Here is a 25,605-nt window from a genome sequence, read left to right on the forward strand (position 1 = left end):
GGCTGCCCCGCGAAGCTGCGATGTCGGGGCCTCAATGAGCCGATAGGCGGGCGCGGATCATCCGATCTACCGTTCCTGCGGTGACCGGAGGCCCTGCGTCGTGGCCGAGGCTCCGGATGGCTGGCCAGGCATGTACAAGGTCGTACTCACCGAAGCCGTCACGGTTGGCGACCTGAACACCTGGCTCAACGCGGACCTGCTGCTGTGGTTCTGGCCCGACCTGTGGCTGCCACCCCGGCTACGTGAGCGGTGGAAGGAAGCCTTTCCCGAACTCGCCGCGACCCGCGCGAGTGCCGCAAAGGCATGGATCCCTTTCACGAGTCCGGTACTCAAGATCGGCAAGGTCATTGGCGCGTACCTCGGCCCGTACCCCTGACACGACTTTGCTGTTCGTGGGATCCCGCAGCGAAAATACATCTATGATTGTCAATGTGTTCGCGCGTGTGTTCCGTCCCATCCATCCGAGTCAGGACAGGCCCATGAAACACATCCCACTGAGAGCCATCCTCCCCGTCGGGCTCGCGACCGTTTTGATCGCCGGTCCGCTGGAGGCGTCGGCCAGCGCGCAGGCGACCGTTCCGATCACGCTGACCGGCGCCACTGCCACCAGCCCCAGCGCCGACGTCAGCATCGCCGGGCGGGTCGTGACCATCACCGCGCCAGGCACCTACGAGATCACCGGCACCCTCAACGACGGCTACCTGACCGTCGACACCTCCGCCTCAGGCACCGTCGAACTGATCCTCAACGGCGCCACCATCACCAACTCCAGCAACGCGCCGCTGCAGGTCGCCGACGCCGACCAGGTCGTGATCACACTCGCCGCCGGCACCACCAGCCGACTCACCGACGCGGCCAGCTACGTCTATCCGGACCCGAGCACGGACGAACCGAACGCCGCCCTGTTCAGCACCGCCGACCTGCGGATCACGGGAACCGGGGCGCTGGCCGTACGGGGCAACGCGTACGACGGCATCACCAGCAAGGACGGGCTGGTCATCGAGTCGGGGACGATCACGGTGAACGCGGCCGACGACGGCATCCGGGGCAAGGACTTCCTCGACATCGCCGGGGGAAGCGTCGACGTGACCGCCGGCGGCGACGGCATCAAGTCCGACGACACCGAGGTCGACCGGGGCCGGCTAGCCATCACGAACGGCACCGTGCGGGTGAACGCGGGTGACGACGCCGTCAAGGGCGAGAACACCGTCAACATCTCCGGCGGCAGCGTCACCGTCACCAACTCCCTGGAGGGGATCGAGAGCCGGCAGGTCACCATCGGCGGAGGCACCGTCAACGTCACCGCCCGGGACGACGCGATCAACGCCGCCGAGGACGGGTACGGCGACTTCGACGTGGCGCCGAACGCGTTCGTCCGCTTCACCGGCGGGACGACCGTGGTCAACTCCACCATCGACGGCATCGACTCGAACGGCTCGGTGACCTTCGCCGGTGGCACGGTCGTGGTCAGCGGGCCGAGCACCGGCAGCCCCGGCGAGGGTGCGATCGACTCGAACGGTCCGGTCCACTTCACCGGCGGCACGGTGCTCGGGGCGGGATCGACCTCGATGGCGGTGCTGAGCCTGCCGCCGACCTCGGGTCAGGGCTGGGTGGCCCCCCAGCTGTCCAGCGGCCAGCCGGCCAATGCCCTGCTCCACCTGGTCTCCGGCGGCCAGGTGCTCGCCTCCTACCGCGCCCCGAAGAACTTCCGGGAGGTGGTCTTCTCCTCCAACCGGATCCAGCACGGGCAGACCTACGAGGTCTACCTGGGCGGCAGCCTCTCCGGCTCGACGATCGGCGGCATGGCCACCAGCGGGGGCAGCATCGCGGGAGCCACCCGACTCATGACCGTCACCGCCGGGCAGTACCGTGGCGGCCTCATCGGCTGGCCGCCCGGCGGACCCGGCTGGCCGCCACCGACCACGCCAGCACCCACCACCCCACCCCCGAATCCGACCGCGCCGCCGCCGAACCCGACGACCCCGCCGCCGGGCGCCGGCGGTTGCACGGCGACCTACTCCGTCGCCGGCCAGTGGCAGGGCGGCTTCCAGGGTGACGTACGGGTCACCGCCGGCTCGTCCGCGATCAACGGTTGGCGGGTGACCTGGAGCTTTGCCAACGGCCAGACGATCAGCCAGTCCTGGAACGCGACCATCAGCGCCAGTGGTTCGGCGGTGACCGCGACCAACGTCTCCTTCAACGGCGCACTCGGCGCCGGGGCCAGCACCACGTTCGGATTCCTCGGCACCTGGAACGGCAGCAACACCGTCCCGACGCTGACCTGCACCGCGACCTGACCGGGTAACCCCGTTTCCCGATCGCGGCGCCCCGGTGGAGCCCGGTACCAACTGGTACCGGGCTCCACCGGTGATGTCGGCGACCACGACGACCGCGCCGGTCCGTCGAGCGGGCGGCCCGATTATGCGTACGTCGATGTTAGCGCCAACAACACGGCTGGCTCGGCGATCGACGCCGCATCTGGGTCGGCGGATCGCTGGCGGACCGCTCGATGACCACGGGAGGGGTGGGCGCGTCCCGAGCCGTGGTGCGTCAGCGGTGGATCGACGTTGAAAGTTACGACTTGACGAACGACATGTTATCGCTCACAGTCGATGGTCAAGGACGGCGATTCCGGTTGCTCACCGGGCGAGCCCGGATCGCCGGACCGTGGATCAGGCGTGCGTCCCGGGCGTGGCGGACGCTTTGTTAGCGCTAACACTTCGGATGCACGCGCCTGGCCGTGCGTCCCGGTACGCCCGTCTCCGGCCAGGCGGTTCGGTTCCCGGTCTGGAGGAGGATCATGTCTGCCCTCGATAGGTCTCCGTCCATCACCTCGCCGCCACGGCGACGCGGGTGGCGGCGGTTCGCCGCCGCCGGCCTGATGACGGTGGTGGTCGCCGGCGCGGCCGCAGCGGTGGTGTCGACCCCGGCCGCCGCGGCCACGGTCGATACCAGCGCGTGGTACGTGCTGGTCAACCGCAACAGTGGCAAGGCGCTGGACGTGTACAACCTGGCCACGAACGACGGCGCGCGGATCGTGCAGTGGGCGCGGAACAACGGCAACCAGCAGCAGTGGCAGTTCGTCGACTCCGGCGGCGGCTACTACCGGTTGAAGTCGCGGCTGTCCGGCAAGGTGCTGGACGTATACAACTGGTCGACCGCCAACGGCGCCAGCATCGTGCAGTGGGCCGACACCAACGGGGCGAACCAGCAGTTCCGGCTGGCCGACTCCGACGTTGGCTACGTCCGGCTGATCAACCGGAACAGCAACCGGGTGGTGGAGGTGCAGGGCGCCTCGACCGCCGACGGCGGGAACATCGTGCAGTACGACGACTGGAACGGCAGTAACCAGCAGTGGCAACTCGTCCGTGTCGACGGCGGGGGCAACCCGACCACGCCACCGACGACGCCACCGCCGACCGGCACGTGTGACCTGCCGTCGACCTACCGTTGGTCGTCGACGGGTGCGTTGGCGCAGCCGAGGTCGGGGTGGGTGTCGTTGAAGGACTTCACCCACGCCCCGTACAACGGTCAGCAGTTGGTCTACGCGACGACGCACGACACGGGTACGACGTGGGGGTCGATGAACTTCGGCCTGTTCTCGAACTGGAACCAGATGGGTTCGGCCAGCCAGAACCAGATGCCGTTCGCCGCTGTCGCGCCGTCGCTGTTCTACTTCGCCCCGCGCAACGTCTGGGTGCTCGCGTACCAGTGGGGTGGGCCGGCCTTCTCGTACCGGACCTCGACCAACCCGACCAACGTGAACAGTTGGTCGGCGCACCAGACGCTCTTCACCGGCAGTATCTCCAACTCGGGTACCGGGCCGATCGACCAGGCGTTGATCGGTGACGACCAGAACATGTACCTGTTCTTCGCCGGGGACAACGGTCGGATCTACCGGGCCAGCATGCCCATCGGGAACTTCCCGGGCAGTTTCGGCTCCAACTACACGACGATCATGACCGACTCGACAAACAACCTGTTCGAGGGTGTTCAGGTCTACAAGCTCCAGGGCCAGAACCGGTACCTCATGCTGGTCGAGGCGATCGGCGCGAACGGGCGCTACTTCCGTTCGTTCACGGCCACCAGCCTGGGCGGTTCGTGGACGCCGCAGGCCGCGTCCGAGAGCAACCCCTTCGCCGGCAAGGCCAACAGCGGCGCGACCTGGACCAACGACATCAGCCACGGCGAACTGATCCGCAGCAACGCCGACCAGACCATGACCGTCGACCCCTGCAACCTGCAGCTGCTCTACCAGGGACGGTCCCCCAACTCCGGCGGTGACTACGGGCTGCTGCCGTACCGGCCAGGGCTGTTGACGCTGCAGCGCTGATGGTGTGACGGAGTCCGGCACGGGGGCAACCGGAGCGGCGGGCTCGGCGCAGGCCGAGCCCGCCAGCCCGGGCTCGGCCCGGCTCAGTCCGGGGCGGTCCGGGGCGGGCCGAGGGCCTGACCGCTGAGGGCGATGCCACCGAAATAACCGCCGATGAGCAGGCCGACTGCCAGGTAGAACGGCACCACGCCCCGGGGGTCGTCAGGGTCGACGGGTACGGCGTCGGTCACGGTGAGCGGCACCTGGGTGCGTTCAGCCGCGATCGTCAGGGTGCGCGTGATCAACTCACCGGCCAGCGGTGCGGCGGCGCTGGCGGTGGTCAGGGTCAGGCCGGGCGTTCTCGTCTGGCCGGCCAGCACCGCGTAGACGTCACGTCGGTCCAGGGCCCGGTCGGCGTCGGCGTGGCTGTGGTACTCGACTGCCTTGAGCTCCCGGCCCTGGGTCCGTACGGCGGCCAACAGGCCCGCTGCGACCTGCTCGCCGCGCACCACGCCGACCGGCACGTCCTTCGGCCTGGGGTGGTGCAGGGCGCCGACATAGGCGGCGACGAACCCGGTCCCGATGACCAGCGCGACGAGCAGCGGGCCGACGGCACTGGTGATCGCGCGGCGCAGGGGCATCGGTGCGGGCGGCTCGCGGTGCGGGCGGACGGTCTCCTCCACACGCTCCCGCTGGCCGTCGGGCCGCTCCGGCTCCGGATCGGCTCTGTGCATATGGTCATGCTATGGAGCTAATTATCCAATCAGCTGATTAATGCGAATCATCCGACTTCGCATCGCGTCACGGATGCGCGGGGGACGGTCGACTCGGCGCGCTGGCGGGACCCGCGCTCACCGGGCGGTACGCGTGCGCCGTGCGGCGACGTAGCGCCGGATCTTCTCGGCGGTTCCGCAGTCGTCCATGCTGCACCAGCGGCGGCTACGGTTCTTGCTCTCGTCGACGAAGACGAAGCGGCAGCCGCCGCATCCCTTGATCCGGTCCAGGGTGCCGGTGGTGAGGAGTTGGACCGCCGCGTGCACCACCGGGCGTAGCGGTCGGACCAGCGTCCGGTCGTCGTGCCAGGTCCAGGCGTACGGGGTTCCCGGGTCGAGTTCTGCGTGCGCGAGCGCGTCCGCTTCGTCGTCCCGTAGTCGGGCCAGTGCGGAGGTGCTCGGGTTCCCGTCGGCGGCCAGTGCCCGGAAGATCTCGTCGAGGAGGTCGCGGGTGCGCAGCGACCGCGCGAAGACGGCCTGGGCGGCGTCGGGATCCTCGCCGGCCAGTCGGTCCAGCGTCGCTGCGGCTGTGGTGTCGAGGACGCCCGCGTACCGGCCCCAGGCGACCAACTCGGGGTAGCCGGTGAGCGTGTCGTCGTCCGGTGGGCCGTCAGGCGGTCCGCTGCGGGTGTTGACGAAGTCCAGGGCGGGGTTGCCGCCCACCAGGCGCATCCGTCTGACGTCCCCGACTGTTTCCATCAAAACTCACTTTACCAGTTGCCCCGGATCGGAGGGCGTCACTACGATGTTGCCATCGTAAGCGATTTAGGGGGTAACTATGGCAGGGTCGGGTCCGCGCTGGCGGGCGGTGGGGGCACTGATCGGCCTGTCCGCCGGGACGTTCCTCTACACCACCGCCGAGGCGCTGCCGATCGGGTTGCTGCTGCCGATGGCCGGCGACCTGGCGGTGCCACCGTCTCAGGTGGGCATGCTGGTCACCGTGTACGGCGCGGTGGTCATGGTCGCCTCGGTCCCGTTGACCGCGCTGGTCCGGCGGGTCCCACGCCGATGGCTGCTCTCGGCGCTCCTGGCCGGCTTTGTGGTCAGCAACGCGGTCACGGTCTTCGCGGACACGTTCACACTGATGCTGGTGGCCAGGATGGCGACCGCCGCGACGCACGCGTTGTTCTGGGCGGTGGTCGTGCCGGCCGCCGCCGAACTGTTCCGACCCGGACTGCGCGGGCGGGTGGTCTCGGTCGTGTTCGCCGGGGGCACCGTCGCGCTCACCCTGGGCGTTCCGGCCGGCACCTGGCTGGGTGAGCGGGCCGGTTGGCGGGCGTCGTACCTGGCGGTGGCCGGACTCGGTGCGGTCGTGCTGGTCACGGTGGCGTCGCTGCTGCCCTCGGGACGGCCGGAGGAGGGCCACGCCGCCCGAGGAGCGACCCCCGACGTCCGTCGATTCTGGTTGCTGGTGACGGTGGCCGTGCTGGCGACCGCCGGTGCCATCGCCGCCTACACCTATGTCGCCCTGTTCGTCACCGAGGTGAGCGGGTTCTCCGCCTCGTCGATCGGGGCCATCCTGTTGGCGCGCGGCATCGCCAGCGTGCTCGGCATCCTGGTCATCGGCGCAGCGGTGGACCGCAACCCGTGGCTCGCCCTGACCGCGACCGTGGCGGTGCAGTCGGCGGCGCTCCTCGGGCTCTACACGTTCGGTCAGACACCGGCGGTCGCCGTGGGCCTGATAGCGCTCGCCGGGCTGGCGTTCGCCGCCTTCACCGCCACGCTCGGCGGTCTTGTGCTGCAGGTGGCACCCGGGCGCTCCGACCTCGCCGCCGCCACGGTCTCCGCGGCGGTCAACGTCGGCATCACCGGTGGCGCCTTTGTCGGTGGCCTCGCGCTGCCGAGGCACGGCGTGGCCAGCACGGTGCTGATCGGCGCGCTGATCGGCGCCGTCGCCCTGGCGCTGGCTCTCGGTGAACGACTCGTCCGACCCGCCGCCCCTCACCGGGCCGGGTCCGACGCTGCCGACGTCGACGCCGGCATCAGCGTCGACGCCGGCATCAGCGTCGACGCCGGCATCAGCGTCGACGCCGGCATCAGCGTCGGCGTCGGACCTGCCGGTGGAGACGCCGGCGTCGGACCTGCCGGTGGCGGTCGGCCCGGGGCGTCGGTCGAGGAGCGGGGGCCCGGCCGGCGGCGGACAGTGCGGCCACCGGCCGTCGGACCACGTTCTGTCGGGACGGACGCCCGCAGCCCGGTCAGCCGGTGACGGCGGGGAAGCGGTGGATGTTCTGCTCCACCCACACCCGCAGCCGGGTCAGGGGTTCGCAGGCGTCCCGGCCGAGCGGGGTGAGGGCGTACTCGACGTGCAACGGGACCGCCGGATAGACGGTGCGTTCGACCAGACCGTGCTGCTCCAGGCGGCGTAGCGTCTGGGTGAGGACCTTCGGACTGATCCCCTCCAGCCGGTCCCGGATGGCGCCGAACCGGCGCGGACCCTCCTCCAACGCGCCGAGGGCGAGCGCGCTCCACTTGTTGGCGAGCAGGTCGAGCATGTCCCGGCAGGGGCAGGCGGCGGCGTACACGTCGCGGGGTCCGCAGGTCTCGGGCATGTCCACCACCGTACTACCCGTTGGGAACTACTGTCCCTTGACGGTAACCACCAATCGGGGCATACCGTGCGGGTATGACCGAACTGATGCCGGCGGTCGGCTACCGCCGCAGCCTTCCTGTGAACGATCCGGAGAGTCTCGTCGACACCGAGCTCCCGGTGCCCGTACCCGGCCCGCACGACCTGCTGGTCCGGGTCGAGGCGGTGTCGGTGAACCCGGTCGACACCAAGGTCCGGGCCAACGTCGCCCCGGCGGGCGACGAGATCAAGGTGCTCGGCTACGACGCCGCCGGTGTGGTGGTGGCGGTCGGGTCCGAGGTCACCCGGTTCCGGGTCGGCGACGAGGTCTACTACGCCGGCTCGATCGGCCGACCGGGCAGCAACTCCCGCTTCCACGCCGTCGACGAGCACGTGGTGGGGCACAAGCCGACGAGCCTCAGCTTCGCCGAGGCGGCGGCGATCCCGCTGACCGCGATCACCGCCTGGGAGGCGCTGTTCGACTCGTTCGCCCTGACCCGACAGAGCACCGGCACCCTGCTGGTGCTCGGCGGGGCCGGCGGCGTCGGATCGATGGCGATCCAGCTCGCCCGTACCCTCACCGACCTGACCGTGGTCGCCACCGCGTCCCGGCCCGAGTCCCGGCAGTGGGCCACCGACCTCGGCGCGCACCACGTGGCCGACCACCGGGACCTGGTCGAGTCGGTCCGCGCCGTCGCCCCGGCCGGGGTGGACTACCTGATCAGCCCGTTCACCGCCGGCAACATCGAGCGGTACGCCGAGATCGTCCGTCCCCGGGGCCACATCGTCGCCCTCGACGAGCCGGCGGGCCTGGAACTGCTACCGCTCAAGGCCAAGAGCATCGGCTGGCACTGGGAGTTCATGTTCACCCGACCGCTGTTCCTGCCCACCGACCCGACCCAGCACGACCTGCTGGAGCAGGTGGCGCGACTGGTCGACGAGGGGCGGATCCGGACCACGCTGACCACACAGCTCGGCCCGATCGACGCGGCGAACCTGCGTCACGCGCACGAACTGCTGGAAAGCTCCACGACGATCGGCAAGGTGGTCCTCGCCGGCTTCTGACCGCCGGCGCCGGGCGTCACCCGCCGAATCCCCCGGACGAGTGTCGTCGGGCAACCGTGGTGGTCGATGCGACGTACCATCCGGGTGTCCGACGAACCTCCGCCCGGCCGAAGGAAGACCGTGGACTCGTCCCTCGTGATCCTTGTCGGCGGCACCGCCCTCTTCGCCGGCGCCGTCGCCTACCTGGGTCTGCTGCGTGACCTCGGCCGGCGGCGGGCGGGGTGGGCCGCCGCCGGTGCGACGGCGGCCGTCGCGGTGCTCTTCGCGCTCATGATCTATCTCGCCCACCTGGCGCTGCCCGCCGTGCTGGGCGTTGTCGCCCTGTCCAGCGGCGCGCTCGCCTACCTGGTCCTGCAGCGTGACCTCGGCCGACGGCGGGCGGTGCTGGCCGCCGTCGGCGCGGCGGCCGTGGTCACCGCCAGTTTCCTGCTGGTGCTCTACCTCGCGGTCATCGCCTTCATCGGAGCCGTCGGCGTCTACCTGGTGGCGCGGACCCGGCTCCGGACCGCCCCGGCACTCGCCTTCATGGGCAGCACCCTCGGTGGCCTGCTCGCCGCCTCCGTCCTCGTCTTCTGGGCGAGTCTCACCTACGTGATGTGAGCCCCACGCCGAAAGGCCGGGTGGGGGCACCGCGCGGCGATGCCCCCACCCGACGCCTCAACCGGCGCGTACCTCGCGTGCGGCGGCGACCAGGTGTCGCAGTGACGCCTCGACCTCGGGATAACCACGGGTCTTGAGGCCGCAGTCCGGGTTCACCCACAGTCGCTGCGCGGGCACGGCGGCGACCGCCCGGCGTAGGGCGTCGACCACCTCGTCGGGCGACGGCACCCGCGGTGAGTGAATGTCCCAGACGCCCGGACCCACGCCCCGGGAGTAGCCGACCGCCGCCAGGTCGTCGAGCACCTCCATCTTCGACCGGGACGCCTCGATGCTGGTGACGTCCGCGTCCAGGGCGTCGATGGCGGTGATGACCTCCCCGAACTCGCTGTAGCAGAGGTGGGTGTGGATCTGCGTGTCGTCGGCGACACCGCTGGTGGCCAGCCGGAACGCGCCGACCGCCCAGTCCAGGTACGCCTTCTGGTCCGCAGCCCGCAGCGGCAGCGTCTCCCGCAGCGCGGGCTCGTCGACCTGGATCACCCCGATTCCGGCGGCCTCGAGGTCGTGACACTCGTCGCGCAGGGCGAGGGCGACCTGGTCGGCGGTGTCGGCGAGCGGCTGGTCGGTACGGACGAACGACCAGGCCAGGATGGTGACCGGGCCGGTGAGCATGCCCTTGACCGGCTGCTCGGTCAACGACTGGGCGTACCGGGACCACTCGACCGTCATCGGAGCCCGGCGGGCCACGTCGGCGTGGATGATCGGCGGGCGGACGCAGCGCGAGCCGTACGACTGCACCCAACCGTGCTCGGTGGCGGCGAACCCGGCCAGTTGCTCGCCGAAGTACTGGACCATGTCGTTGCGTTCCGGCTCGCCGTGTACCAGCACGTCCAGGCCCAGCCGTTCCTGCAGCCGGATCACCTGTTCGACCTCGGTACGCATCCGCTGGCGGTAACCGGCCTCGTCGAGCCGGCCGGCCCGGAACTCGGCGCGGGCCCGACGCAACTCGTCGGTCTGCGGAAACGAGCCGATGGTGGTGGTCGGCAGCGGCGGCAGCGCGAGCCGGGCCTGCTGGGCGGCAGCCCGCTCCGGGTACGGGCCACGTCGCCGGTCCGCCGGGGTCAGGGTGGCCAGCCGCGACCGTACCGTGTTGTCGCGCCATTCGGCCGGAACGGCCGGCAGCGGCTCGGGCAGCAGGGTGGTGCCGTCGCGCAGCGCGCGGCTGAGCAGCACCACCTCGTCGACCTTCTGCCGGGCGAAGGCGAGTCGCCGGCGCAGGTCGGGGTCGAGTGCCGTCTCGGTGGCGAGGTCCACCGGCACGTGCAGCAGCGAGCACGAGGTGGCGACGGCGACGTGGTCGGCGAGTCCGGTGACGACAGCGCCGGCGGTGATCGCGGCCCGCAGGTCGGTACGCCAGATGTTGCGGCCGTCGACGAGTCCGGCGACGATCGTCCGGCCGCGCAGCGGGCCGGCACCGGCGAGCCTGGTCAGGTTGCCGGGGCCGCCGGCGACCAGGTCCAGGCCGATCGCCTCGACCGGCGTGTCGAGCAGGGCGGGCAACGCGTCGCCGAGTTCGCCGAAGTAGCTGGCGACGAAGATCTTCGGTCGGTGTGGCGCGGCGCAGAGTCGGGTGTAGGCGTCGCGCAGCGCGCTGATCTCGGCCGGGCTGCGGTCGGCGACGTAGCCGGGCTCGTCGAGCTGCACCCACTCGACGCCGGCCCCGGCCAGCACCCGCAGGATCTCGGCGTACGTCCCGACCAGGTCGTCGAGCCGGTCGAACGGGTCACCGTCCGGGGCGGTGGGCTTGGCGAGCAGCAGGAACGTGGCCGGCCCGACCAGTACGGGCCGGGTTCGTATTCCCAGCTCCCGGGCTTCGGCGTACTCGGCCAGCGCCTTTGCCGGGTTCGCCGCGAAGACGGTCTCCGGGCCGATCTCCGGCACGAGGTAGTGGTAGTTCGTGTCGAACCACTTGGTCAGCTCCAGCGCCGGCTCGGCCGCCACCCCACGAGCCATCGCGAAGTACGTGTCCAGCTCGCCCAGTCCGAGCCGGGCGAACCGGTCCGGCACCGCGCCGACCGCCACCGCGGTGTCGAGCACGTGGTCGTAGTAGGAGAACGTGTTGGACGGGATCGAGTCGAGGCGCGCGTCACGCAGCGTCTGCCAGACCTCGGCACGCAGCCCGGCCGCGGTGCGCTCCAGCGCGGCGGCGTCGATCCGGCCCGCCCAGTACGCCTCGACGGCTCTCTTGAGTTCGCGGTTCCCGCCGATGCGCGGGTAGCCGAGCACGGTGCTCTGTCCGAATCCGGTGGTCACAAAGGATTCCCTCCCTCGAAGTGCCCGACGGTCGCTCGGCACGGGCACGGGGGAAGGGCACGCCAGGCGCGCTTCCGCCCTGGCCCTCCCGAGAGGCCGTCGGCGGCGCACACCCTCGGTGTACGCGGTGCGGGCAGGTCTTCGGACTCGTGGGCGCGACCGGCGTACCGGTCTCCTACTGGCCGTCGCTTCCCAGACCCCGTACGGGGTCCAGTGCTCGATGACGGCGGTCGTTCCCACTCACCGCTGCGGGGCAGTCCCGGACTCGCACCGGGTTCCCTCTTACGACGCCCCGACTCGGAAGACGGGGCGAACCAGCACTGTCGAGCATCGTACGTCGTCGCCGTACCGGAGTCGGTGAACCGCACCGAGGTCGGTGAACCGCACCGAGGTCGGTGAACCGCACCGAGGTCGGTGAACCGCGCCGAAGACAACGGTCATCCGGCGGAACCGTTGTCCCGTGAGGGAGGGTTCCGCCGGATGACCGTGGTCCACCGCTGGTGGGTGGGGTGCCGGTTGTCGTCGGCACCCCACCGCACGCGTCAGGTCAGCCGGACGCGCAGGTCGCCGTTGGTGTGGTGTTGTTGCCGTTCTTGTAGAGCGTGATGCCGAAGTTGTTGCCGTTGCCGTTCGGGCGTGCGGTGAGCGTGCCGCTGGTGCCGCTGATCGACGCGTTCCAGCTGTTCTGCAGGCTCTGGCCGCCGTTGGTGCGGATGGTGACGACCCAGTTGTTGGTGCCGCTGACCGAGAAGGTCGTGTTGAACCGGTCGCTCCAGTCCTCGGCGCGGCTCACGCTGACCGAGCAGCTACCGCCACCGTTGCCGGGCGGCGTGGTGGTCGGGTTCGGGTTGGGGTTGCCGCCGCCGCTGCCCTCGCGGACGGTGATGTCGGAGCTTCCCTGGCTCTGGTAGCCCTCGGTCGCCATGACCTGGTAGGCCCAGCTGCTGCCGAGGTTCAGGCCGGCGCGGGCCCAGGCGTCGAAGTGGTTGGCGAGGGTGATGGTGCCACTGCTCCGCTTCGACTGGCGGACGCTCCAGAACTGGTAGAACGTGGCGGTGCCGTCGATCGACGGCTGGTTGACCCGCTGGCTGCGCAGGATGTTGTAGGTGCCGCCGTCGGTGGTCACCGTGCCGAACTGCTGGGCGCCGCTGCTCGGGTTGTAGTTGCCGAAGTTCTCGACGACGTAGTACTCGATGAGCGGGTTCCGCGTCCATCCGTACAGGGCGAGGTAGGTGTTGTTGTTACCCGGGTTGTAGGTGCCCGAGTAGCTGACCGTCCGGCGGCTACCGGTGGCCCAGCCCTTGCCGCCGACCCAGTTGTTGGTGCTCCTGCTCCACGAGCTGGAGTACCGGCCGTTCTCGCGCAGCACCATGCAGGCGTCGCCGCTGTCTTTCCAGAACGAGAAGTAGAACCCGTTGTGGTTGCCGGTGGTGTTCGAGCAGACCTGCCGGTCGGCCTCGGCCTGGGCGGGGCTGCTCACGAGCGTGGTCATGCCGGCGGTGACCAGCGCGATGGCGCAGGCACTGCCGATGAGCATCCTGAGGCGTCCGCGTCTGCGTCCGCTGGACTGGACGGGGGGTGCGTTCATGTACTGCCTTCCTCCTCGTGACGGCTGGCCGGGGCCAGCAGCGCGGGCGACCCGCCGAGGGGCTGCCGGTGGCCGGGGCGACCGCCGGATGTCGGCGTCGTACCGCGCGGTGGTGGTGGGGCCGGTCGCCCTGCTCGACGACCGGAGGAGTAGGTCGCGGTGGGTGGTATCGGCGGTGATTGAGAGCCGTCGATGGCGACAGTATTGGCTTCGCCTCGTTGCCTTGTCAACAACTATCGGAAACGTTGTGGAAACCCGGCCCTGGCCTCGGAATTTGTCCTGAGTGGCAGCTGACCTGGTCAGCAGTCGTGCGGAGCCGGGTCGGACCCGGGGTCGGAGCGCCGAGACTCCGGGGGACGGATCCGGGGTGGTGCCGCCGAAAGTTCCGGAGATCTTCCGGAGCGTGGTTGCCCGGGTGCTGTCGCCGGGGACCGCACCCGTCCGGTCCGGGGCACTCCTCCCGTCGTACCGCATCGCAGGTGCCGGCGGCAACGCCGGCAGACGGGTCCGGCCCCGACACCGGGGGTGTCGGGGCCGGAAAATCTGCCGTGCGGCCGGGACGGGGCTACCAGGTCGCCCGGTCGAGCCAGGACCGGATGCGCCCGGCGGTCTCCCGCCACCGGGGCTCGAGGATCATGCTGTGCCCGCGGTCGTTGAGGGCCAGGTAGTCGGCGCCGAAGTAGCTGGCGCCGCCAGGGCGCCCATGCTGTGCGCGACCAGCACCGGTGGTTGTCCGGCCTGTCCGGCCACGATCTCCAGTTCCTCGGTGACGGCCGCGATGGACCGGGCCAGGAACTGCTCCTCCGGCAGCTTCCGCGACCCGTTGTGGTTGAACCAGCTGAACGCGAGACAGGTCCGGCCGGTGGCGGCGAAGTACGGCAGCCAGTTGTCCCAGAGCCAGGTGCCGTGGCTGCCGCCGTGGATGAAGACGATCGGCGGCGCCGTCGGCTCGCTGTCGGGCCGGGCCCGTTCGATGTGGACCCCGTCCACGTTCAGTTCGTCACGAGTGAACACAAGACACCTCTGGTTGAGCGCTGGGACGGCGCCACCGCCAGCCTCGCGATCCGGGCGGGACCGGGCCGAACGGTGGCGCCTCATGTGCGGCGGGGCCGGCCGGGCGGCCGCTCGTCGCGCGTACCGGTTCAACCGGTACGCACTGACGATAGTGTTGCCCCGCCGGTGCGGGTGCAGCGGCCGGACCTGCGGGCGGAGCGGCGACTACCAGGCGCGGGCGGCCCGGAGGATGACGTCCCGGACCCGGGTCGCCGCCGGATCGGGTACGGAGTTGGCACGTTCGACAATGAAGCCGGTGTTGATCGGCGGCTCCTCGGGTTCGAGGAGCGGGACCAGGGCCCCGGTGCGCAGTTCCTCGACACAGAGGTACCGCGGCAGGACCGTGACCCCGGCACCCGCCACGGTGGCGGCCAGTACGCCGCGCAGGTCCGGGACCACCAGCGCGGGCGGGCTGGTCAGCCGGTTGCGAAACACGTGTCGCCAGTAGCGGCGGAGGATCGGCAGATCCTCGGCGTAGGCGATCAGTGGTACGTCGTCCAGCGGCGCCGGATCGTCGGCGGCCAGCGGGCCGATCCGGGCAGCCCAGGTCGGGGCGGCCACCAGCACGAACTCCTCGTCCATCAGTGGAGTGGCGACGACCGAGCGCCCACGCGGACGGATCGCGGACAGGACGAGGTCGAGCCGACGGGCGCGGAGACCGTCGAGCAGGTCGTCGGCGAGCCCGGCGCTGACCCGTATCCGTACGCCCCGGGCGACCAGCGGAGCGAGGACCGGCAGCACTCGGACGGCCAGCAGCTCGGCCGGGCCACCCAGGTGCACGGGCTCGGCCGGTGCCGTGGTGGTCCGGTCCGCCACCAGGGCGAGCTGGTCCATCGGCGCCGAGATCCGGGCGGCCAGGTCGTGTGCGACGGCGGTGGGGGCCACGCCGCGCGGCAGCCGTTCGAACAGCTGGTGGTCGAGCTGCTGTTCGAGCGAGCGGATCTGACCGGTCACGGTCGGCTGGGCCAGCCCGAGCCGGCGGGCCGCCTCGGTCAGCGAGCCGGCCCGGTAGACCGCCAGGAAGGTCCGCAACTGGGTCAGATCGAGCGGCCGGCGGCCCGCAGAGCCATCGGAATTCCTTGGGTCCACGCCAGTAATCCTATTGGTTTGCCGAGGGGGCGCCGGCCTACCGTCGGGACCGTCAGACCGGCGTACGCGTACCTGCGCCGCTGGTCAGGAACCCTCCGGCCACCCCGGCCGGAACCGACCGACGGAGTACACGACATGGCGAAAATCCTGTTTGTGATGACCGGCGCCGACCACTGGACGCTGGCCGACGGGCATCGGCATCCCACCGGCTTCTGGGGCGAGGAGTTCGCCGCCCCGTACCAGGCGCTCACCGGCGCCGGATACGAGGTGGTGGTCGCCACCCCGGGCGGTGTCGTCCCCACCGTCGACCGGGCCAGCCTGACCCCCGACCGCAACGGCGGGCAGCAGGGCGCGGACGCGGTCGTCGCACTGCTCGACGAGACGGAGGCGCTGCACCGGCCGATCAACCTGGCCGACGTCGACCCCGCCGACTACGTGGCGGTCTTCTACCCGGGCGGCCACGGTCCGATGGAGGACCTGTCCGGCGACGCCGACTCGGCCCGGGTGATCACCGAGACCCTGACTTCCGGCCGGCCGTTGGCGCTGGTCTGTCACGGGGTGGCGGCGCTGCTGGCGACCGGGACGCCGGACGGCGGGTCGCCGCTGCGCGGCTACCGGGTGACCGGTTTCACCCGGATCGAGGAGACCCAGGCAGGTCTCGCCGACCGGGCCAGGTGGGTGCTCCAGGACCGCCTCGTCGCGCTCGGTGTGCAGTTCAGCGAGGGCGCCGCCTGGGCGCCGTACGTGGTCGTCGACCGCAACCTGATCACGGGGCAGAACCCCGCCTCGTCGGCCCGACTGGCCGCCACCCTGCTGGAGCGGCTCGGTAGGGCCGACTGACCCCGGGGCCACCCGGCTCCTTCCGTGGCCGGCGGTCGCGCCTTCTCGCGTGGCCGGCGGTCGCGCCTTCTCGCGTGGCCGGCGGTCGCGCCTTCTCGCGTGGCCGGCGGTCGCGCCTTCTCGCGTGGCCGGCGGTCGCGTCGAGCCCGTCGAACATCGCGAAGGTCCGAACTCTCATGGCAACCGAATCGGAAACCACGCGCCGGACCCGGGTACCCGGCCTGGTCGAACCGCCGCACCGACGGGTACGGCGGTGGACCACTGGCCCGGGCACGTTTGTCATCGAGGTCGTCTCGGCGGTGGCCCGGCAGATCGGCGGCTCCCGGGTCGGGATCCGGCTGTCGCCCGGACTCAATATCCAGGACGCCCTGGAGCCCGACCCGGTGGACCTGCACGCGACGTACGGCGCCCTCGCCGACGGGCTCGCACCACTGCGTCTCGGCTATCTCAACGTCGTGCACCCTCGGCCCGCCGCTGCGATCGTCCAACAGTTACGGGCGCGGGCCGGCGTACCACTCGTCGCGAACACGGGATTCTCGACGACGAGCACCAGGGACCGGGCGGCGGCACTCGTCGCGGAGGGTGTGGCTGACGCGGTCGCGGTCGGCCGTCCGGCGATCGCCAATCCCGACCTCGTGCGGCGCTGGCGCGACGACCTGCCGGAGACCGAACCGGACACGGCGACCTTCTACACCGGCGGCGCCAGCGGTTACACGGACTATCCGACCCACCGACAGCAGTCGCTCAGCCGAGCCAGACCACGATCCCGGTCAGGTCGTTGAGTACGGCCGCGACGCCCGCCCTGATCGCGTCGGCACAGCGCTCGGCGGTGAACGAGGCGGGGTCGTAGGTCGAGGACATGCCGAGCCCCTCACCCCGGAACGACGCGCCGGACCAGTCGACCGCCGTGACGTTGTGGGTCGGCTCGGCCAGTTCCGCCCCGACCACGAGGAACTGCTGCGCCAGGTGGCTCGCGGTGACCAGCGCGAGGGGGTCGACCAGGTTGTTGCCCGCGCTGACGATCAGGTCCGGCCGCATGTCGATGGCCCGGGTGATGCTGGGCACCAGGTCCTGGTCATCCTTGGCGACCACCGTCCGGAGGTCGACCTTCTCGTCCTCGGCCCAGTCGTTGACCGCCGTCACGACGGCCTTCGTCGGGGCGTCGTCACCCGTGGTCAGCAGCACCACCCGGTAGTCCTTCGACGGGTGGACCCCGTTCCAGGAGCCGGGTTGGGGCGTGACCGTCGCCTCCGGGGTCGGTCTGGTGGTGGGGTGGACGAATCCCGGGCCGAGCGTGCCGACGGCGCTGGGCTTGGCATGCGGCCGGGACCAGTCGTCACCGGAGCCGCAGCCGGTGATCAGCACGGCGGTCGCCGCCAGTACGGCGACGGCCCGAAGCGGGGGGCGCAAGTGGTCGTCCTCTCGGGTGGTGCGGAAAGCATGCGTGGCTCTCCGTATTCCTATCCCAGTTCGGAGTGCACTCCATACGCCGGGTGCCGTCCCGGACCTTTGTTCTCCAGCGGTTCGCCGACGGTCGGGTTGCTGTTCACCCGGGACGTGCAACGTGCACTGGCTGAATCGAAGGAGCCGCAATGTTACCGCGCGTTCGTCGTGCCGTTATCGGCATCATCGTCGGAATCGCCGCCGCAGTGGTCGCTTTTCTGGGCGCCACTCCGGCCTATGCCCACGGCTTCACGTCGACCGTTTACGTCGATGTGACCGGAGGCGACGAGGATCACATTCGTACGAAGCTGGAACTCGAATACGACCTCTTTGTCGTCTCGGCCGCCGACTACGAGGACGACGACCCGCTCTTCCGGGCCGGCACCGCCGCGTTCGACGCCGACGACGCCGTCGCGGCGGCTGCGGCGCTGAACACCCACGCGGAGACGGCTGTCCGGTACGTCACCGAGCGCTTCTCGGTCGCCTCGGCCGGCACCGTGTGTACGCCGACTCGGGTCGGTGACTTCACGATCGGCCAACGGGACGGCGTCCCCTACACCGACCTGCTGCTCGACTGGGCCTGTCCGGCCGGGGGTGACTCGCACGAGGTGCGCAGCGGGCTGTTCCCCGACGCCGAGGGCTATGTCAAGGGCACCAAGACGATCGTCACCTACCAACTCGACGGCCACTCCGGCAGCGCCGCGATCGACGCCGAGCATCCGTCCTTCTCCACCGCCCAGGCGTGGTACGAGCGGTTCTGGGAGTTCTTCCGACTGGGCGGCGAGCATCTGCTGACCGGGATCGACCACATCCTGTTCCTGCTGGCGCTGATCGTCGGCTCCCGGCGGCTGCGGGAGATCGTGCTGGCCGCCACCAGCTTCACCCTCGCCCACTCGGTGACCTTCATGCTTGCCGCGCTCGGGCTGGTCGACGTACCCGGTGCGGTGGTGGAGCCGATCATCGCGCTCTCCATCGCGGTGGTCGCCGGCTGGCACCTGTGGCGGGTCTGGCGGCGCGGCGACCACGCCGCCGACCTGGAGCCGGTTGGGGGTGGCCACCTCAGCCTGGACCGGGCCGGCTGGATCCGGCTCGGAGTGGTGTTCTGCTTCGGTCTGGTGCACGGCCTGGGCTTCGCGGGCGCGCTCGGGATCAACGAGGCGTGGTCCTGGACCCTGCTTTGGTCCCTTCTGGTGTTCAACATCGGCATCGAGACCGTTCAGTTGGCGATCATCGCGATTGTCTTCCCGTTGTTGTTCGTATTGCGCCGCCGTTCGCCGAAACTCGGCACCTGGGCCACCGGCGTTGTTTCCGCAGGGGTGTCCGTTATGGGGCTGGTCTGGTTCGTGCAACGCCTGGTCGGCGCCTGAGAACGCCGCAGGAATTGCGTGAAGTGCAACCGGCCGCAAGATCGCGTTCATGGCGGGTTCATCATGCGGCGAAAGGTTGAGAACGCTTCTCCGCAAAATGGGAAAGCTTTTCCATATCTCTTTATCGGAAGAGGGAACAAAGTCGATGGCATTGAGTGACTCAATGCGGACCCCCGGGCTCACGCGGCGCCGCATCGCCGTCGGAGCCAGTGCGGGATTCCTGGGCCTGTCCCTGGCCCTCGGCAGTGGTCTGTCGGCCACCGCCTTCGCCGCCGAGCCCGCCACGTTCACCGGCATCGTCCTCGGCGTGGGCGCCGACGAGACCCAGCGCATCGTGACCTGGTACACCTCGGCCGACATCGCGCAGAAGGTCCAGCTCGCCCCGACCTCCTCGATCGTGAACGGCGAGTTCCCGGCAGACGCGATCACCTTCGACGCCGTCGGTGCGGCGAACACCTCCACCACCGGCTTCAACCGGCACGCCACCCTCACCAACCTGCGGGAGAACACGGCGTACTCCTACCGGGTCGGTGGCGAGGGCAACTGGTCCACGGCGTACTCGTTCAAGACCCACGACTTCGAGGGCGACTACGACTTCCTGTTCTTCGGCGACCCGCAGATCGGCTCGTCCGGCGACATCGCGAAGGACCAGGCCGGCTGGGCGGAGACCCTGCGCTACGCCACCACCGCGAACCCGGACATCGAGCTGCTGGTCTCCGGTGGTGACCACGTCGAGTCCGCGAACAACGAGGCCCAGTGGGACGCGTTCCTCGCCCCCGACCAGCTGCGGCAGTACCCGGTTGCGGCGACCATCGGTAACCACGACGTCGGCGGCAAGTCCTGGGAGCAGCACCACTTCACCCCGAACACGGACCGGTCGAGCCAGTACTACAACGGCGACTCGGCGACCCGGTCCGGCGGTGACTTCTGGTACATCTACAAGGACACGCTGTTCATCGACCTGAACAGCAACAGCTACGTCAACCCGACCGACGGCTCGCTGGGTGGCGACAAGGCGCACGTCGCGTACGTCACCGACGTCGTGAAGAAGCACGGCGCCGAGGCGAAGTGGACGGTGCTGGTCTACCACCACGCGATCTACTCGGCGGCCAGCCACTCCACTGACGGGGACAACAAGCAGCGGCGGAAGGACTTCACCACCGCCTTCTCCGACCTCGGCGTCGACCTGGTACTGCAGGGCCACGACCACGTCTACACCCGCAGCTACTCGATCAAGAACGGCCAGAAGGAGAACCCGGACGAGCAGCCGGGCGCCGACGAGGTCTTCCCCGGCCCGGGTGGCGTCATCTACGTGACGGCGAACTCGGCCTCCGGTTCGAAGTACTACGACATCAAGAAGCCGGACAACTCCGGTACCGGTGTCGAGGGCCTCGGCCCGGACCCGCTGAACCCGGACAACTACTGGTTCAACTCCGCGCAGAACCAGGAGCACGTCCGTAGCTACGTCAAGGTGGGCGTCAAGTCCGACAAGCTGGTCGTCGAGAACATCCGCAGTGGCACCTGCGCGGCGCCGAACGCCGCCGTCGAGAAGGGCCTCTCCTGCGTCAACACCCCCGACGGTCAGCCGGTCGGCTCGATCGTCGACAAGGTGACGGTGCACCCGTACCACGGCGACGGCCAGGACATCCAGGTCAACGTGCCGAACGCCGCGCCCGGTGAGTTCGGCTGGACGATCGACGGCTACAACGGCCTGGTCGACCTCGGCACCGCCAGCGAGCACAACGGCGAGTTCTTCGAGGCCACCGGCAAGATCAACCCGATCCTGGTGACCGACAGCCGCCGCTCGCTCGCCCCGTGGTCGATCTCGGCCAGCGTCGGCGACTTCACCGACGGAGCCAAGACCCTCTCCAGCACCTACCTCGGTTGGACGCCGTACCTGCTGGACGGCGGGGCCGGTGCCGAGGCCGGTGCGCCGGTCCTCTCGGCCTACGACGACCAGGGCAAGGGCCTCTCGGTCGCGAGCGCGCTCGCCGCGGCCGCGCAGGGCCACGCCAAGGGCGGCGCCAAGCTCGGTGCCGACCTGGACCTGAAGTTCCCGACCGAGATCGAGAAGGGTAGCTACCGCGCCACCCTGACGATCACCGCGCTGAGCAGCTGAGCAGCTGAGCGGCTGACGCGGATCTGTGCCACCCGGTGGGGCAGGTGCCTTCGGGCGCCTGCCCCACCACCGCTCCGACCCTTCCCAAGATCACGCAAGGAACCGAGATGCACGCGCCCACCACGCGCTGGAAGACCCGGATCGCCACGGTGCTCCGTACCACCACCCTGTCCCTGCTCACCGCCGCCACGGCGGTCGGCGTCGGGATCGGGCCCGCCCACGCGGAGGACGGCGACGTCGGCTGGGCGGTCCGTACGGCCTCCAACAGCTACGGCGCGTCCCGGTCCAGCTACAGCTACTCCGTCAACCCCGGCGGCACCGTCGAGGACGCGATGGTCGTCGTCAACCGCGGCCCCGTGCCGCTGAACCTCACCGTGTACGCCGCCGACGGCTTCACCACCGACGCGGGCCAGCTCGACCTGGTCACCAAGGACCAGAAGTCGGTCGCGGTCGGCGCCTGGGTGCACGCCGACCAGGGCAGCGTCACGGTCCAGCCCGGCAAGACCGCCCAGGTCCCCTTCACCGTCACGGTCCCGACCAACGCCACCCCCGGCGACCACGTCGGCGGCATCCTCACCTCGTTGACCCAACCCGACCAGGCCGCGGGCATCAACGTGGACCGCCGCCTCGGGATCCGGATCAAGCTGCGGGTCGGTGGCGAGCTGACCCCGCGCCTCACCGTCGAGGACCTGCACGTGGCGTACGCCGGCACCGGCAACCCGTTCGGCAGGGGCGACGCCACCGTCCGGTACACGATCCACAACACCGGCAACACCACCCTGTCGAGTCAGCAGGCCGTGTCGGTCTCCGGCCCGTTCGGCTGGCTGCGGACCGGCGCCGGCGAGGTCCCCGCCGCGCCCGAACTGCTGCCGGGGGAGAGCTGGCAGGTGAGCGTGCCGGTGCACGGGGTGAACCCGGCGGTCCGGCTGGCCGCGACCGCGACCCTGACGCCCCTGCTCACCGACGCGTCGGGGTCGATCACCCCGCTCCCGGAGGTCCGGGCCACCACCCACGGCTGGGCCGTCTCCTGGACGTTGCTGCTGCTGGTCGTCGTACTGATCGCGGTTGTCGTCGGGGTGATCCTCCTGCGGCGTCGCAACCGGGTGCGCCGGGCGCGGCGCGAGGACGCCCGGGTGGAGGAGGCCGTCAAGCAGGCGCTCCGGGCCAAGGAGACGCGAACCAGCTGACCGTCCGTCCGTCCGTCCGCCCGCCCGGTCGGGACGGCGGCGGAACTGGCGGAACCGGTTGCGGGTCAGGACCGGTTCCGGGCCGGTTGCCGCTGCCAGGGCGCCGGGTACGGAACCCGTCGCCACCACCACCGGTCACGTTCGACGGGTACGGGGTGCGCCGCACCCAGCTCCGTCGACAGGGCGGCGCCCCCGTCGTCCCCGGTGCGGGTGACGAACCGTCGGTCGAGGTCGGCGAGGGCCGCCGCGAACGGTGCCCGGACCGGCTCCGGCAACTCCCGGTCGGCCCGGGCCAGCTCGTCCCGGAGTTCGAGGTCCTCCCGGTAGTGCTCCGCCGGATACCAGCCGTCCGGTGGCCAGCCGTCGGTCATCCGGGCGACCAGGCCCTCCCAGGCGCCGAGCCGGTTCCAGACCCGCCACGTCACCTCCGCCACCGCCGGTACGTCGACGCCGTCCACCTCCGCCGGTAGCCAGGGCCGCAGCTGCGTCCGGAGCCGGTCGGTGACCGGGGTGGGCATCCGGTGGTCCCGGATCACCTCGGGTATCGCCGCGAAGGGCAGGTCCGGAAGTTCCGCCACCGGATGTTCGACCGCGTCGATCCGGTACACCGGTTCATCCTGGTCACCGTCCCCGTTCTCCCAGCCGTCGTCGTAGAGCCGGGCCCGGATGTGCCGGCCGTCCGGACCGACCAACCAGTACGCGCTCGGCCGCAGCTCCTGTCCCGGATAGAGCACCACCGTGCGGAGTTGCTGGGCCAGCCATGCCGCGACCGCTGCCTCGCTGTGCGTGGTGACCCGCTCGGCGAGGTAGATCTCCAGCTGCCAGTCCGGTTCACCGGCGACCGGCCAGACGGTGCAGAGGACCGCCGCCGACCAGTCCCGGCCCACAACGCCCTCGTCGGCGATGCTGACCTCGTCAATGGGCCGGGACACCAACTCCGCCAACGCCGCGCGGAGCCGGTCCCGGTACAGCGGTCCGAAGATCAGCAGGTAGTACGGCATGCCTGGCACATCCTGTCCATGAGGTCCGTCGCCCGCACGCCCCGGCCACCGCGGTCGGCCCGGTGCACCGCACGCTCCCGGGTCACCGCGCTCGGCCCGGTGCATCGGGGGACACCGCCCCGGCGATCCGGAGGAACTGTCGGGCGACCGGGCCGAGCGGGCGGTCGACGGCGGTGGCGATGGCGATCTGGTACGTCGGCCGGTTCGTCCGGATCCGGAGGAAACGCAGGTCGGCGGTCTGGTCGGCGATGGACCGGGGGACGAAGGCGACGCCGAGCCGGAGCCGGACCAGGTCCAGGATGGTGGAGAGGTCGTTCATCTGGACGGTGATCCGCCGCTGCTGGACGCCGGCCGAGACGAACGCCTGGTCGACCGCGTTCCGGACGCCCCAACCCGGCGGGAACTCGATGAACGGCTCCTCGACCACCTCGGTGAGGTCGACGCCGTCCCGACCGGCCAGCGGATGGTCTGGGGTGCAGGCCAGCACGACCTCGTCGGTGGCCAGCACCTGGCGGCGGATGCCCGGCACCGAGCCGTGGGTGATCACGACCGCCAGTTCCAGGGAGCCGTCCCGGAGGCGTTCCAGATGATCGAGGGAGCCGCCGGTGCCCGGCGCGGTCAGCCACATTTCCACCAGCGGAAACTCGGCCCGGAAGGCGGCCAGCGCCTCGCGCACCCGACCCGGGGTCAGGCCGTAGAGGATGCCGAGGCGCAGCCGACCGCGCAGTCCCTGCCCGGCCTGGGTGACCACCTCCCGGGCCGCCTCGACGGCCGCGAGGATCCGGACCGCCTCGGGCAGCAGGGCCCGTCCGGCCTCGGTCAGCTCGACCCGTTGGGTGGTCCGGGCGAACAGTGTCGCGCCGAGTTCGCGTTCGAGTACGCGTACGGCGGTGGAGACGGCCGACTGGGCGACCCGGAGCCGCTCGGCGGCCCGGGTGAAGCTGCGTTCCTCGGCGACGGCGAGGAAGACCTCGATCCGGCGGATCTCCACCGGCCAATCATCTCACAGACAGATAAACCCATCCGGTTTTTATATTGGAGAGGGATGGTTCCCGGACCAGACTCGGCGCCATGTCTCGCACCACCCACCGGGTCGGATTCGCGCTGGTCGCCACCGCGTACGGCGCGACGATGGCGGCCGGCTCCGTACCGACCCCGCTCTACGTCCTCTACCAGCACCGGAACCACTTCGGTACGACGATGGTCAGCGTCGTCTTCGCCGTCTACGTGGTCGGCGTGGTGGTCGGACTGCTGCTCGCCGGAGCCCGGGCCGACCGGGTCGGACGCCGTACGGTGCTCGGCGTCGCCCTCGTCGTCCAACTGCTGGCCTGTCTCGTTTTTGTGCTCTGGCCGGCGCTGTCCGGCATCCTGCTCGCCCGGGTCCTCTCCGGGTTGTCGATCGGCCTGCTCTCCGGACCGGCCACCGCGTACCTGATCGAACTGCACCGCGCCGCCCGCCCGGAGGCCGCCCGGGAACACGCCGAGATCGTCGCGACCGCGGCCAACCTCGGCGGCATCGCGGCCGGCCCGCTGCTCTCCGGTCTGCTCGCCGAGTGGGCCCCGGCGCCGCTGCGGCTGCCCTTCGTCTCGATCGGTGCGGTGCTGGCGCTGGCCGCGCTGCTGGTCGCCGTCGTACCGGAAACCGCCCGGCCGGTCGTCCGGCCCTGGTCCCGGCCGCTCGCCCTGGCCCCGGAACGCCGGCTGCTCTTCCTCGCCTCCTGCCTGGGCGGTCTCGTGGCGTTCGCGATGTTCGGCCTGTTCAGCGCGCTCAGTCCGTCGTTCCTCGCCGGCACGCTGGGGCACACCTCGCACGCCCTCGCCGGCCTGGTCGCGTTCCTCGGCCTGGGCGCCGGTGCCGTCGCCCAGCTCGGCCTGCGCCGACTGCCGCCGCGCCGGGCGATGACCACGGTGGTGGTCCTGATGCCGCTCGGCCTCGGCCTGGTGGTCGGCGGGGTGTGGGCGACGGCGCTCGTCCCGTTTGTCCTCGGCGGGGTGCTCACCGGTGCCGGCGCCGGGCTGCTGTTCCGGGCCTGTCTCACCACGGTCGTGCAGCTCAGCCCGGTCGAGCGTCGGGCCGGAACGCTCGCTACCCTGTTTGTCACCAGTTATGCCGGTCTGGCCATTCCGGTGATCGGGCTCGGGATCGCCAGCCAGCTCGCCGGACCGCGTGGCGCCCTCGCCGGCTTCGCCGCGCTCGCCCTGGTCGGCCTCGCCGCCGTCGCCACCGTCCGGCTCCGTCCGGACCCGCCACCGCTCTCCTCCGCCGGTGCCGCGCTCTAGCGGCATCCG

General features: G+C 70.7%; 22 protein-coding genes and 1 riboswitch. Of the genes, 12 read left to right on the forward strand and 10 right to left on the reverse strand.

Going from position 1 to position 25,605, the window contains the following annotated elements; genetic code table 11:
* The first annotated feature begins 100 nt into the window (after window positions 1-100).
* From ABGB05_RS17985 to ABGB05_RS17995, 3 genes are all read left to right on the forward strand, one after another.
* Window positions 101-376, forward strand: a complete 276-nt coding sequence (locus tag ABGB05_RS17985) for a hypothetical protein (protein WP_347654562.1) — start codon at window positions 101-103, stop codon at window positions 374-376.
* Window positions 377-479: 103 nt separating this feature from the next.
* Window positions 480-2,297 (forward strand): carbohydrate-binding domain-containing protein, encoded by a 1,818-nt coding sequence (locus ABGB05_RS17990; protein WP_347654563.1) that lies wholly within the window; start codon window positions 480-482, stop codon window positions 2,295-2,297.
* Window positions 2,298-2,800: 503 nt separating this feature from the next.
* Complete coding sequence (locus ABGB05_RS17995) at window positions 2,801-4,333, forward strand: non-reducing end alpha-L-arabinofuranosidase family hydrolase (RefSeq protein ID WP_347654564.1); 1,533 nt, start codon at window positions 2,801-2,803, stop codon at window positions 4,331-4,333.
* A gap of 83 nt (window positions 4,334-4,416) precedes the next feature.
* On the opposite strand, the gene ABGB05_RS18000 is transcribed toward ABGB05_RS17995, so the two are convergent.
* Window positions 4,417-5,046 (reverse strand): hypothetical protein, encoded by a 630-nt coding sequence (locus ABGB05_RS18000; protein WP_347654565.1) that lies wholly within the window; start codon window positions 5,044-5,046, stop codon window positions 4,417-4,419.
* Between the two features lie 117 nt (window positions 5,047-5,163).
* Window positions 5,164-5,784, reverse strand: coding sequence for an ABATE domain-containing protein (locus ABGB05_RS18005; protein WP_347654566.1), 621 nt, complete (start codon window positions 5,782-5,784; stop codon window positions 5,164-5,166).
* Window positions 5,785-5,863: 79 nt separating this feature from the next.
* On the opposite strand from ABGB05_RS18005, the gene ABGB05_RS18010 reads away from it, so the two are divergent.
* Window positions 5,864-7,294 carry an MFS transporter gene (locus ABGB05_RS18010; RefSeq protein WP_347654567.1) on the forward strand — a complete coding sequence of 477 codons (1,431 nt, stop codon included), beginning with the start codon at window positions 5,864-5,866 and terminating at the stop codon, window positions 7,292-7,294.
* Here the strand turns inward: ABGB05_RS18010 and ABGB05_RS18015 are convergent.
* Entirely contained in the window at window positions 7,284-7,637 is a 354-nt protein-coding gene (locus ABGB05_RS18015; RefSeq protein ID WP_347654568.1) for a helix-turn-helix domain-containing protein, read from the reverse strand. The two genes, ABGB05_RS18010 and ABGB05_RS18015, sit on opposite strands and share 11 nt — an antisense overlap.
* A 74-nt stretch (window positions 7,638-7,711) precedes the next feature.
* Here ABGB05_RS18015 and ABGB05_RS18020 point away from each other — a divergent pair, with 74 nt between their 5' ends.
* Both ABGB05_RS18020 and ABGB05_RS18025 read left to right on the forward strand, forming a co-directional pair.
* Complete coding sequence (locus ABGB05_RS18020; RefSeq protein WP_347654569.1) at window positions 7,712-8,719, forward strand: zinc-binding alcohol dehydrogenase family protein; 1,008 nt, start codon at window positions 7,712-7,714, stop codon at window positions 8,717-8,719.
* 120 nt (window positions 8,720-8,839) lie between these two features.
* Window positions 8,840-9,319, forward strand: a complete 480-nt coding sequence (locus tag ABGB05_RS18025) for a hypothetical protein (RefSeq protein ID WP_347654570.1) — start codon at window positions 8,840-8,842, stop codon at window positions 9,317-9,319.
* A 57-nt stretch (window positions 9,320-9,376) separates the two neighbouring features.
* Here the strand turns inward: ABGB05_RS18025 and metE are convergent, their stop codons facing one another.
* The 4 genes from metE to ABGB05_RS18045 form a co-directional block, all read right to left on the reverse strand.
* Window positions 9,377-11,629, reverse strand: a complete 2,253-nt coding sequence (gene metE, locus ABGB05_RS18030; protein ID WP_347654571.1) for a 5-methyltetrahydropteroyltriglutamate--homocysteine S-methyltransferase — start codon at window positions 11,627-11,629, stop codon at window positions 9,377-9,379.
* A gap of 114 nt (window positions 11,630-11,743) precedes the next feature.
* Window positions 11,744-11,963, reverse strand: a riboswitch (cobalamin riboswitch).
* A 213-nt stretch (window positions 11,964-12,176) separates the two neighbouring features.
* Window positions 12,177-13,217: a glycoside hydrolase family 11 protein gene (locus ABGB05_RS18035; protein WP_347654572.1), complete on the reverse strand. Its 1,041-nt coding sequence runs from the start codon at window positions 13,215-13,217 to the stop codon at window positions 12,177-12,179.
* A 633-nt stretch (window positions 13,218-13,850) separates the two neighbouring features.
* The gene (locus ABGB05_RS18040) at window positions 13,851-14,231 is read right to left on the reverse strand and encodes an alpha/beta fold hydrolase (protein ID WP_347654573.1); all 381 of its coding nucleotides are present in this window, start codon (window positions 14,229-14,231) and stop codon (window positions 13,851-13,853) included.
* Window positions 14,232-14,435: 204 nt separating this feature from the next.
* Complete coding sequence (locus ABGB05_RS18045) at window positions 14,436-15,359, reverse strand: LysR family transcriptional regulator (RefSeq protein ID WP_347654574.1); 924 nt, start codon at window positions 15,357-15,359, stop codon at window positions 14,436-14,438.
* 135 nt (window positions 15,360-15,494) lie between these two features.
* Here ABGB05_RS18045 and ABGB05_RS18050 point away from each other — a divergent pair, with 135 nt between their 5' ends.
* Together ABGB05_RS18050 and ABGB05_RS18055 are read left to right on the forward strand one after the other, a co-directional pair.
* A complete protein-coding gene (locus ABGB05_RS18050; RefSeq protein ID WP_347654575.1) occupies window positions 15,495-16,199 on the forward strand; it encodes a type 1 glutamine amidotransferase domain-containing protein in 705 nt (234 codons plus the stop codon).
* A 176-nt stretch (window positions 16,200-16,375) separates the two neighbouring features.
* Window positions 16,376-16,981 (forward strand): hypothetical protein, encoded by a 606-nt coding sequence (locus tag ABGB05_RS18055; RefSeq protein WP_347654576.1) that lies wholly within the window; start codon window positions 16,376-16,378, stop codon window positions 16,979-16,981.
* Here ABGB05_RS18055 and ABGB05_RS18060 read toward each other — a convergent pair.
* Window positions 16,944-17,609 (reverse strand): hypothetical protein, encoded by a 666-nt coding sequence (locus ABGB05_RS18060; RefSeq protein WP_347654577.1) that lies wholly within the window; start codon window positions 17,607-17,609, stop codon window positions 16,944-16,946. The genes ABGB05_RS18055 and ABGB05_RS18060 overlap by 38 nt on opposite strands.
* 182 nt (window positions 17,610-17,791) lie before the next feature.
* On the opposite strand from ABGB05_RS18060, the gene ABGB05_RS18065 reads away from it, so the two are divergent.
* The 3 genes from ABGB05_RS18065 to ABGB05_RS18075 all read left to right on the forward strand — a co-directional run bounded on the left by ABGB05_RS18065 (window position 17,792) and on the right by ABGB05_RS18075 (window position 22,315).
* Window positions 17,792-19,009, forward strand: a complete 1,218-nt coding sequence (locus ABGB05_RS18065) for a HupE/UreJ family protein (protein ID WP_347654578.1) — start codon at window positions 17,792-17,794, stop codon at window positions 19,007-19,009.
* 163 nt (window positions 19,010-19,172) lie between these two features.
* Window positions 19,173-21,128 carry a metallophosphoesterase family protein gene (locus ABGB05_RS18070; RefSeq protein WP_347654579.1) on the forward strand — a complete coding sequence of 652 codons (1,956 nt, stop codon included), beginning with the start codon at window positions 19,173-19,175 and terminating at the stop codon, window positions 21,126-21,128.
* 107 nt (window positions 21,129-21,235) lie between these two features.
* Complete coding sequence (locus tag ABGB05_RS18075; RefSeq protein ID WP_347654580.1) at window positions 21,236-22,315, forward strand: DUF916 domain-containing protein; 1,080 nt, start codon at window positions 21,236-21,238, stop codon at window positions 22,313-22,315.
* A gap of 65 nt (window positions 22,316-22,380) precedes the next feature.
* On the opposite strand, the gene ABGB05_RS18080 is transcribed toward ABGB05_RS18075, so the two are convergent.
* Both ABGB05_RS18080 and ABGB05_RS18085 read right to left on the reverse strand, forming a co-directional pair.
* On the reverse strand, window positions 22,381-23,316 hold the full coding sequence (locus tag ABGB05_RS18080; protein WP_347654581.1) for a hypothetical protein: 936 nt from the start codon (window positions 23,314-23,316) through the stop codon (window positions 22,381-22,383).
* A gap of 82 nt (window positions 23,317-23,398) precedes the next feature.
* Window positions 23,399-24,307, reverse strand: a complete 909-nt coding sequence (locus ABGB05_RS18085; protein ID WP_347654582.1) for a LysR family transcriptional regulator — start codon at window positions 24,305-24,307, stop codon at window positions 23,399-23,401.
* A gap of 80 nt (window positions 24,308-24,387) precedes the next feature.
* On the opposite strand from ABGB05_RS18085, the gene ABGB05_RS18090 reads away from it, so the two are divergent.
* Window positions 24,388-25,596, forward strand: coding sequence for an MFS transporter (locus ABGB05_RS18090; RefSeq protein WP_347654583.1), 1,209 nt, complete (start codon window positions 24,388-24,390; stop codon window positions 25,594-25,596).
* Window positions 25,597-25,605: the final 9 nt, after the last annotated feature.

Origin of the sequence: Plantactinospora sp. B5E13 (assembly GCF_039871775.1) — a bacterium.
In the GTDB taxonomy this organism is placed as follows: Bacteria; Actinomycetota; Actinomycetes; order Mycobacteriales; family Micromonosporaceae; genus Plantactinospora.